11 protein-coding genes and 1 pseudogene are annotated in these 14717 nt (G+C 41.2%); 6 read left to right on the forward strand and 6 right to left on the reverse strand.

Annotated features, from left to right (window positions below):
- Positions 1 to 5: 5 nt before the first annotated feature.
- Entirely contained in the window at positions 6 to 947 is a 942-nt protein-coding gene (locus tag NST74_RS16945; protein ID WP_042128504.1) for an ArsR/SmtB family transcription factor, read from the forward strand.
- A gap of 87 nt (positions 948 to 1034) precedes the next feature.
- Here NST74_RS16945 and NST74_RS16950 read toward each other — a convergent pair whose 3' ends face one another.
- Genes NST74_RS16950 through NST74_RS16960 form a run of 3 tightly spaced genes read right to left on the reverse strand, consistent with a single transcriptional unit; the run spans position 1035 to position 2326 of the window.
- The gene (locus NST74_RS16950) at positions 1035 to 1412 is read right to left on the reverse strand and encodes an iron chaperone (protein ID WP_341113403.1); all 378 of its coding nucleotides are present in this window, start codon (positions 1410 to 1412) and stop codon (positions 1035 to 1037) included.
- Between the two features lie 31 nt (positions 1413 to 1443).
- Positions 1444 to 1806, reverse strand: a complete 363-nt coding sequence (locus NST74_RS16955; RefSeq protein WP_042128508.1) for a DUF4180 domain-containing protein — start codon at positions 1804 to 1806, stop codon at positions 1444 to 1446.
- Between the two features lies 1 nt (position 1807).
- Positions 1808 to 2326: an ankyrin repeat domain-containing protein gene (locus NST74_RS16960; RefSeq protein WP_341113408.1), complete on the reverse strand. Its 519-nt coding sequence runs from the start codon at positions 2324 to 2326 to the stop codon at positions 1808 to 1810.
- 223 nt (positions 2327 to 2549) lie between these two features.
- Here NST74_RS16960 and NST74_RS16965 point away from each other — a divergent pair, with 223 nt between their 5' ends.
- On the forward strand, positions 2550 to 3035 hold the full coding sequence (locus NST74_RS16965; RefSeq protein WP_341113409.1) for a DUF2975 domain-containing protein: 486 nt from the start codon (positions 2550 to 2552) through the stop codon (positions 3033 to 3035).
- Positions 3036 to 3148: 113 nt separating this feature from the next.
- Here NST74_RS16965 and NST74_RS16970 read toward each other — a convergent pair whose 3' ends face one another.
- The 3 genes from NST74_RS16970 to NST74_RS16980 form a co-directional block, all read right to left on the reverse strand.
- Positions 3149 to 7255: an S-layer homology domain-containing protein gene (locus NST74_RS16970; RefSeq protein ID WP_341113411.1), complete on the reverse strand. Its 4107-nt coding sequence runs from the start codon at positions 7253 to 7255 to the stop codon at positions 3149 to 3151.
- A gap of 145 nt (positions 7256 to 7400) precedes the next feature.
- Positions 7401 to 8492, reverse strand: coding sequence for a response regulator (locus tag NST74_RS16975; protein WP_341113414.1), 1092 nt, complete (start codon positions 8490 to 8492; stop codon positions 7401 to 7403).
- A gap of 3 nt (positions 8493 to 8495) precedes the next feature.
- Positions 8496 to 11609, reverse strand: coding sequence for a hybrid sensor histidine kinase/response regulator (locus tag NST74_RS16980; RefSeq protein ID WP_341113415.1), 3114 nt, complete (start codon positions 11607 to 11609; stop codon positions 8496 to 8498).
- A gap of 232 nt (positions 11610 to 11841) precedes the next feature.
- Here NST74_RS16980 and NST74_RS16985 point away from each other — a divergent pair, with 232 nt between their 5' ends.
- The 4 genes and pseudogenes from NST74_RS16985 to NST74_RS30020 all read left to right on the forward strand — a co-directional run.
- Entirely contained in the window at positions 11842 to 12618 is a 777-nt protein-coding gene (locus NST74_RS16985; RefSeq protein ID WP_341113416.1) for a MerR family transcriptional regulator, read from the forward strand.
- Entirely contained in the window at positions 12615 to 13295 is a 681-nt protein-coding gene (locus NST74_RS16990) for a GNAT family N-acetyltransferase (protein WP_341113418.1), read from the forward strand. Before NST74_RS16985 ends, NST74_RS16990 begins: the two co-directional genes overlap by 4 nt.
- Complete coding sequence (locus tag NST74_RS16995; protein WP_341113420.1) at positions 13279 to 14289, forward strand: alpha/beta hydrolase family protein; 1011 nt, start codon at positions 13279 to 13281, stop codon at positions 14287 to 14289. The genes NST74_RS16990 and NST74_RS16995 overlap by 17 nt, the downstream gene beginning before the upstream one ends.
- 65 nt (positions 14290 to 14354) lie before the next feature.
- Positions 14355 to 14537: pseudogene (locus NST74_RS30020) on the forward strand (chitobiase/beta-hexosaminidase C-terminal domain-containing protein); the annotation flags it as partial.
- Positions 14538 to 14717: the final 180 nt, after the last annotated feature.

A 14717-nucleotide genomic window follows, 5' to 3' on the forward strand; every position in this document is an offset into this window, starting at 1 on the left:
AATCCATGAATGATATTTCGCAAGAAACGATCCGGTACCCTGCATCACGTATCTTAGACGTTGCTAAAGCACTTTCTGGAGATGTCAGAGTCCGCATTCTTGAAGCCCTTGGTGACAAGCCCATGAGTGTCAGTCAATTGGCCGAGACACTTGGCGTAGCTCAACCTACAATCTCAATCAATGTGCAGACCCTTGAGCAAGTTAACTTAATCTCATCTACACAAGGAGCAAATCGTGAGAAAATATGCGCGGTGACCTGCCGATCCATCCATCTCGATCTTCCGTCGAAGCTAGGCGATGGTCTGCATCAAACGGAAGAAATACATATGCCCATCGGAATGTTCTCCCACTGTTCTGTACAACCATCCTGTGGTATGGCTGGAAAAGACGGCGGAGTCATCGGTTCTCAGGATGATCCGCGGGTATTCTACATGCCTGAACGAGTTGAAGCATCTCTCTTATGGTTCGCTGATTCTGGCTATGTCGAATACTATTTTGCCAATCCACTCCCCCCTGGTGTCGAGCTAGATGAGATTCGGATTTCGGCTGAGGTTTGTTCTGAAGCACCTGCATTCCGTGAAGATTGGGCAAGTGACATCACATTAACTATAAATGACCTACATGTCGGTACTTGGACTTGTCCATCAGATTTCGGTAACCGGAAAGGAAAGTTAACACCCGAACGTTGGAAGAGTGGTACAGAATATGGAATGCTGACAGAGTGGAGTATCTCAGAACAGGGTAGCAAAATAAATGGTGCTGCTTCTTCCCCTACTACAATTAGCTCACTGAAGCTGGCATTTAATGAGCCTATTCGAGTACGCTTTGAGATTCGCGAGGATGCCCTCAATAGACGAGGACTTAATCTATTCGGAAGTGGTTTCGGAGACTACTCACAGGATATTATCCTGTCGTTTGTGCGTCGATCAGTATCGAGTACACGATAACTTGTAAGAATTGCACACCTGAAACCAGAGAGGATAGAAAGCTTCAGGTGTGCAAGAGGACTGGGAAGACATTGTTTTCTTTACATACTATTTACGCTTATCTTTTGCTTTTTGAATATTCTCTGCCACTCTATATTTCACGATCTTACTAATTAATTCATAGGGCATCGGCTGATTAAGAGGGAATTGAATGGACCCTTTTGCTCCTTTATAGACAGATAATTCTTCTTTAAAAGCATCAATCCCATTAGGCGTTGGATAAAATCCAATATGGTTTTTGAAAGCTGCAAAATGGACGAGATTTCCGTGCAGTTCAAAAGTGGGCATCTGATAACTAATCTTTTCTTTTGCATCAGGTGCCGCTTCTTTTATCACTTTTCTTATTGTACTAAGGATTTCTTGAATCTCCGGTGGAAACTTGGAAATATAGTCATCGATCGATTCATACGTGATTTTACCTTCCATGTTAAGTCCCCTCTCTGTTTCAAGTTCACATTTAACTATGATGAAGTGCTGCTAATGCCTCGTCTTCTGTACTCTTGAACAATATTTTATTCCCCTGATTGCACTCATAAATAAAATCATTCAGACTTTTACTATTATAGCCAGTAAATTCTCCTACAATCGCAACCCGCATCTGATAGTTTGTATACTTTTGAAGAATCTCTCCGGCAAGCCCCGTCTTTAACTCAAAAAAATCATCCGTGATTTGCTCTTTTCTTAGAATCATTTTATCGCATTCTTGATATCTAACGTTTGCCATTAGATCCAAAGCATCATTTACATTATTAATTACAATACCCTCGCTGGAAATCAAAGCTACTGTTGAATTGTCTTTACGGTTTAATGTGATTTGCATTCTAAATTGCTCCTTTTTCAATAAGAAATTCTTTTACGTTATGGTTTCCTTGTTGGATGGCCATAGCTAATACTGATTCACCACCTTCAATTTTAGCATGGATGTCAGCTCTGTGTTCGATTAATAAGCGTATCAGCTCCACATTATCCGAATGAAAAGCTGCAGAATGCAAGGCAGTATGCCCGTCGCTATCTAAAATATGTGTCTGAGCACCCTTGTTCAATAACAGTCGGATAACACCCATATCCCGCTCCCCAGCGATGGCAGCATGAAGTGCAGTATTAGAAGGAATAAAACTAATCTTAGAATGGGATACTGCATCAACTTCAGCACCATAGTCTATCAATACCTGCACCGCTGCTTCTTTACCGAAATGTGCCGCATATCCCAAAGGTGTAAGACCCTCGTTATTTTCCGTATTTGCTAAAGCCGGATGGAATTCTAGAATTTCTTTTAGCCGTGCAGCATCACCTTGTTGTGCCGACTGAAAGACTTCATTAATGCTTTGCCGTAATTCCATTTAGATATCGCCTCTTTTCGATTGATCTTATAAACGATCTACTTTACTTTTTCTGGATAGTTAAACCATTCTCCTGCTAACAAGAAGAAGCAACGTTGTCGTCTTTCAAAGAAAGATAACCATTTCTCGTAAAATATAAAACACTAAAACAATACAAATTTATTGTAAAACAATAAATTAAATGCTAAAATCATGAAGTCATTAAATAAGTGAGGTGTTTTAAATGAATGTTAAACGAGGTTCAACCACTTTCTTAAAAGTAATTATTTTTTTGGTTGGAATTGCAGTGCTTGCTTTGTGTATCTGGTTGCCTGAGATAGCGGTAAGAGATGCAAGAGTACATCCAGATACGGCTTACTTCCTGATTCCCTTTTTAGTATGTGCTTACGGATTCTGTATTGCGTTTTCGGTTGCGCTATATCAAGCATATAAACTATTAAACAACATCGAAAAGAACAATGCTTTCTCAGAATTATCCCTTACATCTTTGAAGATCATAAAGAAATGTGCTTTCACAATTATGTTCCTCATTTTGTTAGGAATAGTAAGCTTAAGGGTGCTTGCTAAAGTTACAGCTAGTGATGATGCAGCGGGTCCTACATCATTATGTCTAATGGGTCTTTTAGCAACAAGTATTATCGCAGCCATTGTGGACGCACTTCAAAAGCCATTAGAAAATGCACCAGATATAAAGCCAAAAAATGTATGATTAACAGTCAAATATCAACATTAGAATTTAATATAACCAAAAGAAAAAAGTATTCATTCGAAGGTTATCGAATGAATACTCTTTCTTTTCAACGTATCATATGAGTCAAGGCTTTAAATTAAATCTGACTTTTGAAGTAGCCGCTTAACGATCGCCGCAACCTCAGCTCTGGTCATATCATTTTTGGGAGCAAGCACATTGCTGCTTCGTCCCATGATTACGCCTGCCTGTAAGCAGTCAGTAATTGCACCAATCGCCCAGTCAGATGCTTTACCGGCATCGGTATATGGGTTCAAGAATCCTTCAGAGGATTGATTTGGAAGTTTAGCCTTTAGGGCTGTGATTTTCATCGCTTTGGCGATAATTTGCATTGCTTGTTCACGGGTAATTTGGTCATCAGGGCGGAACATGCCGTCTTCAAAACCATTGATTAATTGATAAGCATATGCAGTATTAATCGCACTGTTATACCAATCCGTAGTTTTAACATCCGAAAATGGTGTTGCCGCTTGATCCAATTCAAGTCCAAGACCGCGAACGACAATCGCTGCAAACTCTGCACGGGTAATGGCTTGATCAGGAGAAAATTGACTATTACCTGTTCCTTCGACGACTAAACGGGAGCCCATATCATTCACTGCGTCTTTTGCCCAGTGGTTAGTAACATCGCTAAATTCAAGCGGATGCCAGATTATAGAGTAAGTACCGCCACTAAGACTGTTGATGGTAGCAAAATACTCGCCGCCAATTACAACTACTTTAGTGGGTACATGATGAACTGTTCCATCAGCATCAACATATACTCCAGTTGTAATCTTATTGGGGTCCATCCCCTCAGGGATAGCAATGGTACGCTTCACATACGTATTGAATTGTGAAAGTTCAATGCTCTTATCTCCGTAAATCCCTCTAACCGTAAAAGCTACTGGCGCAGAGATTAATGAAAATGATCCTTTTTGTGCAGCAGCCTCTAAAGCACTTACAGCATCGGCTGTTGGTTTACTAACTTCAATCTGTATCTTAATATCCTGTAAAGCCACAGACTGTCCCACCTGCTTGGATAGAGCGTCCAAGTTAATCTGCCCTGCAGGCAAGGTAATAGTCGCATTACCAGTTTTGATTTCAAGTACGGCTTGATTACCCTGCATATTTTTAACCATTTGTCCGTTTAGCTCTCCTACCAGAACATCTGATTTGCTAGTAGCAGAGATAGAAACCACCGCACCTTTACCTTCCGCGGCGAGCTTGTCTTCCAGCTTCTTCTGGTCTAAAGCAATGGTGGTTAGCGTTTGATCATTCCGTTTACCATTCGTCGCGGTTCCCATGGTTTCCGCTTTACCATTGATTAGAATGGAAGCATCATTTGCTACAGGTGTCGGTGTAGCTGATGGAGTCGGTTGGGAAGGAACACTGGATGGAGCGCTCGGGATGACTGTATTGGATTCAGCAGATAATTCGCTAATACCAGCCTTATTGATGGCCTGTACCGTGAAGGTGTAGCTTGTACCATTCGTCAGACCACTGATTGTAAGCGGACTTCCATTACCTGTAACTGTCAACCCGCCCGGAGTAGCCGTTACAAGATAACCTGTAATTTCGCTTCCCCCATCAGACTCTGGCGCTGTAAAGGTGATGGTCGCTTGACCATTCTCTGCAGTTGCAGTTACAGCTGTTGGAATACCCGGTGCTGTAATTGGCTTAACAGGAGCCTTCACAGTAACGGTGGTTGAAGCCTTATAACTTCCATCTTTCGTAGTAACCGTAATGATGGCTGTTCCCTCACCGACTGGAGTTACTTCTCCATTCACAACCTTGGCTACAGTCTCATCGCTGGAGCTCCAGATCAGGCCTGGATCTGTTGCATTTGCAGGCTCTATTGTCGCATTTAGTTTTACCTCAGTTTCACCAGCTGTTAAATCGAGCGTCTCCTGATCTAGTCTCACCCCAGTTACATTCACAACTGGTGGAATTGGTTCACTTACATGTACTGTCGTTGAAGCGGTATAACTTCCATCTTTGGTCGTAACCGTAATGGTGGCTGTTCCAACACCAACCGGGGTTACTACTCCATAAACAACCTTGGCTACAGTCTCATCGCTAGAGCTCCAAATGACACCCTTATTCGTTGCATCGGCAGGTGCCACTGTCGCTTGTAGCGTTTCGTCGCCTTCGCCCACTGTTAAATTAAGCGTGGTCTGGTCTAACGTTACTCCCGTTACGAGAACAATTGGTGGCTTAGGTGCTGCCACATTTACAGTCGTTGAAGCCGTAAAGCTTCCATCCTTAGACGTTACAGTAATAATTGCTGTACCCTCACCAACTGGAGTCACAACTCCATTCACGACTGTTGCGATAGTGTCATCGCTGGAGCTCCAGATCACGTCTGTGTCCGTTGCATTTGCAGGTTCTATTGTTGCCTTTAGTAAGGCGTCCGCTTCACCAGCGGTTAAATCGAGGGTCTCCTGATCAAGCTTAACTCCGGTTACTTTCACAACTGGTGCACTAACTGTAACGGTGGATGACGCCGTATAACTTCCATCCGTTGTTGTTGCTGTGATCGTTGCCGTTCCAACGCCAACTGGTGTTACCACTCCATTAACAACTGTCGCGACAGTTACATCACTGGAGCTCCAAGTTACTGTTTTGTTCGTGGCATTGGCAGGTTCTATTACAGCATTTAGTGTATCTCCAGCTTCTCCCTCAGTTAAACTAAGTGATGTTTTATTCAAAGTCACTCCAGTTACTAGGACATCTCCCACATCGTTTACCTGGACATTGAAGGTGTATGTACTACTTATAGTGCCATCATTTACAGTAACAGTAATCACACTGTTTCCGAAGGCATTCTTCGCTGGTGTTATTTCTAACGTCCGCACTTCACCACTTCCACTTACTTTCAGTCCATTATTCGGAATTAGGGATATATTAGAAGAAGTAGCTGATACATTTAGGCCATCCCCATCCACATCAATGACCTTAAAAGAGCGTGATACAGATTTATTTTTTTCCGTTGTAGTACTTCCCATGAAGCCTGTGTCCTGCTTCCAGCTTGCTCCCGTAATGGTACCGTTCTTACCTGAACCAGCCGGTGTATTGACAGCAATATTACCATCATTGCTATTCGAAAATTTATAGTTCAAAGCCAGATTAGGCTCAAATCCATTCAAATCGACGTTCATTTCGCGAACAATTTCGCTCTGAGTTTTAGCTATACTCCAAAACCTAACGTCTCTCATCCCACCGCTGTAATCTCCGTCCTGTCTCCAGGTGCTTTTACCAAGCCAGTTGTTCGGACGTGCCACATTTCCAACTGTACTTAAATCCATAGCTCCTTCTGCCTTAAGAACACCATCCCAATAAATACGTCCCTTCTTCTGACTGTGATCGTAAACAATCGAGACATGTACCCACTTGGAGATCGGGAAATCGTCTGTGACATTAATATCTCCTTTATTGGTGTAAGCGATGAAATGCATTTTTTTGCCGTTAAAGCCCACAAAAATATTATGGTTCTGCTCTGCGATCGAAGATTCGAAGAATCTCATCCAGGTATTAAAACCATTGACTTTTAAATTCCCTTCAATTGTAAAAGAATTCTTGTATAACAGTTGATCTGGGAATGTCACATAATCCCCATTCCCGTCAAAGCTAAGATAATCCCCACCATTCAATTCCGTTAGATACGGAGCATCGTTCACTGGGTTTACAGTCACAGTAGCTTTGCCCGAAACTGTGGTGAACGCACCCGATGCTGTGGTATTTGCATTTTTTTGATAGTTTTGAAAACCAACTGCTGTCGTATCCCATAGCTTATATTCAATTGAAGCTGTTCCGTTCCAGTCTTTAGCGGGTACAAAACGAATTTTCTCCGATTTCAGCAACAGGAAAGCATTAGTGTTCGATACCGGCTCGATGTTGTACCAAATGTTTCCTTGCGTATTGTAATATTGCCAGGCGCCGTTGGTATTATCTAACGCTACCACAGCAATCCCCGTTGTCGCCGGTTCAGTAACCTTTCCTGACAATAGATTAGAGACAACAGCACCTGCGTTAGAATAATCATCTTCATTGATCGACGGTATCACAGCTGGGCTATTCTCTAACCAATCGAAGCTCGATTTCGCACTAACGATTTGAGTCTGGATTGGACCTACACCTTGCACCACAAGTCCAGTGGCTAACGAAATACTAATGCCTATTTTCATAAATGATGGCTTCAAACTCTTTTTCCCCCTCTAGCATAAATCATGTCATCATTTCGACAATAATCGAGAGTATTATACAAAATTATGATAAACGAAAAATAAACAAAAAAAGAGAACCTACGAAATCTAATCGATTCGCCGGTTCTCTTTTTTCTTTATACTAGTTCATCATCTTCATAATCAACGCTTTGAGCTTAGGATCAGGTGAAGTTCCAAGCTCCTGTTGAAGGGTCTCTTCCAATTGCCCATATCGCCGATAAGCTTCATTCATTCGCCCTAGTTCAATATACAAATGGATGATTTCCTGATGGATATCTTCTCTCAAGGGATCCAATTTCAATATTCGCTCAAAGTAATGCAGCGATTGTTGACGCTCGTTCTGATCCATGTGCAATCTAGCCGCTAGTTCCAGCAGTCCAATAAAATCTTGTTCAAGTCGGCCTGTCTTCCCACTAGCCCAATCGTATGCTTTTCCTTTAAGAAAGGCCCCCGAATACAGTGTTTCTACTTGATTGAACCATTCTGAATGTTTTTTCGAGCCTTGTCTAATTTGCTTCAGTAAACGCTCAAACTCATATAAATCACAATAAATGCTTCGTTCCTCTATACTAATTTCGTTTCTACTGGTCTTAATAAAGCTAGTACCGATTGCTTTTCGAATATAATACAGGGTAGAGTTCAGATTCTTAAGTGCTTTTTCAGGCTCTAACCCACTCCATAAGGTGTCGATAATTTCTTCTCGGCTAACCGTTCCTTTACTAATCAAAAAGGCAAACAATTCCTCTGTTTTTGGGCTTCTTAGCTTGATAGGCACTCTGTCTTGTGTACGGCGGTATATCTTAAGTCCATTAAATAAAAGAACTTCTATGACAGGTTGAACCGTCACACCTTTATTCATTTTTTTGATCTTATCCAGAGTTTTTGATAATCGCTGCGCAGTAACAGGCTTCAGCAGATAATCCACAGCGCTCAGTTCAAAGGCTTGCAGTGCGTATTCATCATACCCTGTAACAAAAACTACATCTATCGATTCATCTAGTGCATGCAAAAGGGCGGAGAGCTTCATCCCATTCGTGTCAGGCATAGAAATGTCCAAAAATGCTACATCTATCGAATTCCCCTTCACAAATTCATAAGCTTCCGTCGGATCCAGAAAAGTATCGTATACTTCAATCTCTCCACTCTGAGACAATATCCTTTTTAAACGCTTCAGTGATAATTCTTCATCATCTACGATAATGGCTCGCAGCATGCTTCAACCTCCTAGCCGGTTCAATTGCTGTTTGGGGATGTCAAAAGAAACCCTTGTACCTTTTCCTTCATCACTTTGAATACGAATGCTCTTTCCATAAAGAAGTTTGATGCGCTGACTAATATTCCACAGCCCCACACCTCTTTTATCTACATCAGATTTCATGATCTCTTCCAGCTTGTGTTCGCTCATTCCGCATCCATTATCTTCTACAACAAAGCTGATCATTGAAGGGTCTGACTCTTTGACAGATATAGTTACCTTTCCTCCCCGTAAATTGGACATCAGGCCATGTCTTATGGCATTTTCCACCAGAGGTTGAAGAATAAGCGGAGGAATCCGGCTATTCGTATTTGCGGTTATATCATACTGGACTTGCAATCTAGCACCAAAGCGCACTTTTTCAATATTAATATAAGCATTAACCAGCTCCAGCTCACTCTCCAGGGTCGTTAATGAATCCAATTGTTTGAAATCAAAGCTGCTTCTCAAATACTGCGACAGCTCCAGCGTTAATTCCTCTGCTTGCTGAGGCTCTTCCACACATAATGCAGCAATTGAATTCAGGGCATTGTACAAGAAATGAGGTTTAATCTGAGAACGTAAAAAGGCTATTTCAGCATCTTTAGCCTGCTTCACGGAAGCTCTTAATCGGGTCAGACTTTTCACTCTCGCCATTAGCTCCTCCGCTTCGAACGGCTTCCCCACATAATCATTTGCCCCATTATCCATGGACATTTTCATATCTGTAACTCTATTCTTCGCCGTCAGCATTAACACCGGGAGCTCAAAGGGGGTAAATCTTTCTCTGATCTTTTGCAGAACCTCATAACCAGAAATGTCCGGCATTGTAATGTCCAGCACAACGAGGAAGAAGTCTGAATTCTTCGATAACTCATCGAGTGCCAGTTGCCCTCGGTTCACAACAACAATGGAATACCCCTCCAGCTTGAACAGGTTGATCATGGATTGAAGGTTGGCATAATCATCGTCCACGACCAAAATTGGCTCATTGATTTTACCTTTGATATAAACAGGATACTCCTGACGCGGGAAGAGAACCTCTTTAAACGGAAGTGTCTTTTCCACAATCGGACCCGTAATTTGATTAGATATTCGATCCCACCGTGGAAGGGTGAAAATAAAAACCGAACCTTTGCCCGTAACAGATTCCACTCTAATGTTCCCGCCATGCAGCTCCACTAACTTCTTCGTAATGCTTAGACCGAGACCTGTGCCACCGTGACTATGAATTTCAGCTTCATCCACCTGCTCATAAGCCATAAAAATACGTTTCTGCATATCCGGTGCAATTCCGATTCCCGTGTCTGCTACACGAACTTCAACCCATTCATGAAGGATAGTTTTAGCACTAATATGTATTTCACCTTGCTCCGTAAATTTAATCGCATTATCTACCAAGTTGTGCAAAATTTGTATCAGACGATTGCCATCTGCATGTACTGGAGGGAAATCTGAAGCGACATTATTTATGAGAAAAATCGACTTTTCTCCGAGCAGGAACGAATGAATACCGATGACAGAATCAATAACAGCTTTCAGATCTAGGGTGCTTTTGTATAACGTGATATCCCCATGCTTCATTTTGGAATAATCGAGCAGTTCGTTCACCATATAAGTTAGTCTTCTTCCACTGCCCAATACGATTGCTAGGTTCTGCGCTTGCCTTTCGGTAACTGGACCCTCAACCCCATTAAGAAGTGTAGCGGTAATGTTCACTATGGCATTTAGCGGAGTTTTCAGCTCATGAGAGGTATTGGAAAGAAACTCATCTTTAATCTTGTCCAGCCCAATCAGCTGGTTTTTCATTTCGTCTATCGTATGATATGCCTCGAAAAAACGAAGAACAATCAGAACGATCATAATGATATTAAAGGCTACGATGTAAAACTGTCCGAGCCATAGATTTTCTTTCATCGAAAGTGCAAACAGGATTACATCTATGGAGTACAGATTGATAGCAAGAATCGCTAAGAAAAGCAGCAACGATTTGATCCGGTTTACTTCTGCGCTTCTAATATATAGGATCGCTACTCTATACAACATCCAAATTAACATCAATTCATATACAATAATCACATACGAAGAGAAGAGCGTGTATGTACGAATAGGCAGGATCGCTACCAAAATTATAAAGCTGCCTAGTATAATCGTTACAAGTTGCGTAAGTTTTAAAGAGATTATGCTTTTGTGCATTTGGTAGAAAAATATAGCCAGAACAATAAAACACGATATGGAGCTAATATCCTTCACTTTGTATAACACAATGAACGAAAGATTTGGGAAAAACAGTAACAGTGAACGTTCTCCAATCAAGCCATGATAGGTCGCAAGCAGTAAACAAATAATAGCAAACACAAGTAAGGAGTAATCCTTCTTACGGTATAAAGCAGCCGCCACAAAGCAGATGACAAAAATAAGCGATAATGTTCCCAAAATTGCAACGGTGCTAAATTCACGAGCCATACTCTTCTGCTGGGTCTCCATCATCGCGGCTTCCTCGCCAAAGGTCAGAGATACCGGAATGCCTGCATTTACATATTCATAGTTAGAAACTTGAATAATGATCTCTACGTCACCTTTTTCAGCTGAAAAAAGCCCGATTTGCGGAATATTCCCCGACTGGTAATCGGCTGTACTGATAGAAGGCTTACCATCTTCAATGAGTAGATGTCCATTCACATATATCGCACTTGAAAAGCGTATATTCGTCTTTTTCAATGCAAATACACCGTCTACAGGTAAGTTTTTCAGCACCATGCGATAGGTAGCAGAACCAAATGCAGGTAATGGCTGACCATCAATCACTTTACCGTTCCATCGTGAGGGGACCTCCATCCATGCTGTAGGTGCTGATTTGTCAATGCTTGGATCTATAAAATGCTCAGGTGTGAGTAGCTGGTTCCAATAAAATTCCCACTCCCCGTCTAGCTTGATGATCTTTTGTTGCTTATAATCCCATGTCGAAAGATCCATGCCACCATTCTGAACTTGCGGATGATTCTCATGCTGATCGTTATTTATAACAATGGATAGTGGAATTGTAGCTAACGAAAGGAAAGCTATTAAATAGATAAATAATGTCCTTTTGAGCATCGTAGGCCCCTTTTCTATGGAGTAGTAAAGCTGCAGTATACGCTTGGGGCATTGTGCAACACTTGAATTACATGAGATAGATGACGATAGATAATTCTATAAAATTTTCCGTTTTCCTTCATGATTCGACAAATTCATAAAACGACAGCTTAATCCAAGCTTGACCTTAGGTCAGACCTAAGGTTTATAGTTATTGCATTCAACAAAAACCCAACAGATAGGAGCGACACCCTTGAATCAACACATAACGATTGGTGAACTTTCAAAACTTATGAATGTATCAGTGCACCAAATCCGATATTTTGAAGAAAAAGAGATTTTATTTCCAGCCTATACCGATAGCAATCAATACCGGATGTATGGGATTAATGAGATTTATCAGTTGGCCCAGATCTTATTGCTTCGCAAATTAGACATACCAGTCAGCACAATTAACAAAAGTATGAATAGCTTCTCCACAACTGATTACCATCAGCTCTTGAAGCAATCTCAAAGTAAAATAAACTCTGAAATAAACCAGCTAATGTTGTTGCAGCAGTTTTTACAAAAGATACTTAACGAATACGAGCAATCCGACATTCTAGAAGACAAATATAATATTAAGCAATTGGATACTCGTCATTTAAAAAAGTGGATAGAACTAGATCAAGATAAGTCACTCACCGCTCGAAGTTTGTATGAAAAAAAGCCGCAACTGTCACATTTATTCGAAACAGATCTGCATTATTTATACGAAAATGAACAAGTAACCTTATGTTATGAAAGCAATCAATCACCGGACATCATTCTAGAAAAAGGTAGCTACCTCTATAAAGCTTTTTTCGTGACGGAGGATCAAGATATTGAACGTGAGATTGCTCAACTGGAACACTATTTAACACAGCATCATTATACAATTCAGGGACAACTGATCATTTTGGAAAAATCCTATCTATCCATGTTCAACAATGACAAGCTTCATTATGAAATTCAAATAAAAATCAAATATGATTCTGACGGTGTAGCATGATAAATCTGAACAAGATTGTAATAGCTGAATATCAAGAACAAGATCGTAGAGCGGTGAGCAGTCTTTTAGTGGACGCGTTCCATGGGAAGTTCCACTCCCTCATCCCACTGGACGACGATGAGATTACCGACCTACTCTTCGGACTCTGGGCGATTGAGCAACAATCCACATCATCACAACAAATCGTCGCCCAAGAAAATGGAGAAGTTGTCGGTACGCTCAGCTTAAAGTGGAAGGACTGCCGGGCCCCAAAGAGAAGTAACATTAAAACGCCACAACGTATTTCCCATTCACAAGTATTCAAGCAGTTTGGATATCTAAATGTATGGAAGTTAATGGTCGGATTACATTTTTTGAATTATCAGCCTCGGGCAAAAGAATGTTACATCGAGCATTTGGCCGTTCGATCTAGCCACCGCAATAAAGGAATCGGCAAGCAGCTGCTTAGTTGGGCTATAGAGTTTGTAAACAGTCATTCAGACATGGACAAATTAACGCTACATGTTGCTGAAAATAATAAACGAGCTATTCAAATGTACCAACAGATGAACTTTGGTATCGTTCAAGCTAACTATAGCGGGATTAAACACCTACTTTTTAAAGAGGCAAATTGGCTTTACATGACAAGGAGTTCACCACTACACCCTAGGAGTTCAGTAAATGAAATTAAATATTAAATTAACCGCATGGATAATCATTGGTTTATTGTTAGCTTTAGGCTTATTCGTGTTAAAACAGCATTCATATGAAATGATTGAACAAAAGATAGAATTCGAAACCCCTCAGGGTAAACTAACAGGAACTTTAATTCTCCCCCAGAACTATTCTGGAAACGTAGGGCTGGTAGTTTTTGTACATGGTGATGGTCCCATAAATGACACATACGATGATGGGTATAAACCCTTGTGGGAGAAATTCGCATCTGCAGGATATGCTTCGTTGTCTCTTAACAAACCTGGTATTGGTGGTTCCTCCGGTAACTGGTTGGAGCAAAGTATGGAAGATCGTGCTCAGGAAACAATAGCAGCAATTAACTGGGCGAAAGCCTTGCCGATGATTGATACGCAATCTATTGGTTTGTGGGGGGCAAGTCAAGCCGGATGGGTGATTCCTAAGATCGTAAGAGAAGTACCTGATCTCGCGTTCAGCATTCTTGTATCGCCTGCCGTGAACTGGATTTCTCAAGGTAAATACAATACAAGATTAGAAATGGAAAACGAAGGTTTCTCGGAATATGAGATCCAAGCGAAAGAACACTATAACGCTCAAGTCTTACAACTACTTAACGAACGTGCCTCTTATGAAGAATACTTGCGAATTGCACAATCCGAGAACTTGATTTCTAAGGAACGCTGGGGATTTATCGCCAAAAACTATCAATCTGATGCCACCAAAGAACTTAGTTACTTCAATGCTCCTGTCCATCTAGTACTCGGCGGTCAAGATATCAATGTAGATATTGAGGAAACCGAACGTATTTACCGTGAAAAAATACCTGTTAGCTTGCTCTCTGTCTCTTATTTTCCCAACGCTGACCACTCTATGCTGTCAAAAAAGAATGCCGCATCCCCCTTAAGGACTTATTTAACAGCTGTCTTCTTTCCACGACAATTGGTGGATGATCAATATTTAAATGATCTTAGCCGATTTATTAAGACTCACTCTCAGTAACACTTTAACATCCCTCGCGTTCTGAGCCGCAAATGTTGCCGTTATTATAGGGCACGGACGGCAGTGAACCTAGTGCATCATCGTTAAAATATATTGCTTCTATTTCTGTGACACAGAATATGACACTCAAGGCCAAAGCATTCAAGGAGTTAATGACGGATTCTGCAACTACAAGCGCCACTTACGTAATTAATGTGGTAACACAAGTCGCCCAACCTGTTATAATACTCTTCGAGTGTATGCTTTAACGAATGGATGGAATTTCAACTACATGAACTTCAGATAATTTAAAATGGAGAACAACTTTTGGGTTAAAGCCCATTAGCCGTTCTCCTTTTTTATTGCTCAACACCGAATTCAAGTATCCGTAAACCGAGTGTCATTAACTCACATCCTCCCTTACATCCCTTATATACAGTGGTATATGG

It is taken from the genome of Paenibacillus sp. FSL F4-0125, assembly GCF_038008565.1.
Classification (GTDB): Bacteria; Bacillota; Bacilli; order Paenibacillales; family Paenibacillaceae; genus Paenibacillus_AQ.

Bases quoted from the DNA above. Each gene is read 5' to 3' on its own strand.
- NST74_RS16950 (WP_341113403.1), bottom strand. From the start codon at position 1,412: ATGGAAGGTAAAATCACGTATGAATCGATCGATGACTATATTTCCAAG.
- NST74_RS16955 (WP_042128508.1), bottom strand. From the start codon at position 1,806: ATGCAAATCACATTAAACCGTAAAGACAATTCAACAGTAGCTTTGATT.
- NST74_RS16980 (WP_341113415.1), bottom strand. From the start codon at position 11,609: ATGCTCAAAAGGACATTATTTATCTATTTAATAGCTTTCCTTTCGTTA.
- NST74_RS16995 (WP_341113420.1), top strand. From the start codon at position 13,279: ATGAAATTAAATATTAAATTAACCGCATGGATAATCATTGGTTTATTG.
- NST74_RS16975 (WP_341113414.1), bottom strand. From the start codon at position 8,492: ATGCTGCGAGCCATTATCGTAGATGATGAAGAATTATCACTGAAGCGT.
- NST74_RS16945 (WP_042128504.1), top strand. From the start codon at position 6: ATGAATGATATTTCGCAAGAAACGATCCGGTACCCTGCATCACGTATC.
- NST74_RS16990 (WP_341113418.1), top strand. From the start codon at position 12,615: ATGATAAATCTGAACAAGATTGTAATAGCTGAATATCAAGAACAAGAT.
- NST74_RS16960 (WP_341113408.1), bottom strand. From the start codon at position 2,326: ATGGAATTACGGCAAAGCATTAATGAAGTCTTTCAGTCGGCACAACAA.
- NST74_RS16965 (WP_341113409.1), top strand. From the start codon at position 2,550: ATGAATGTTAAACGAGGTTCAACCACTTTCTTAAAAGTAATTATTTTT.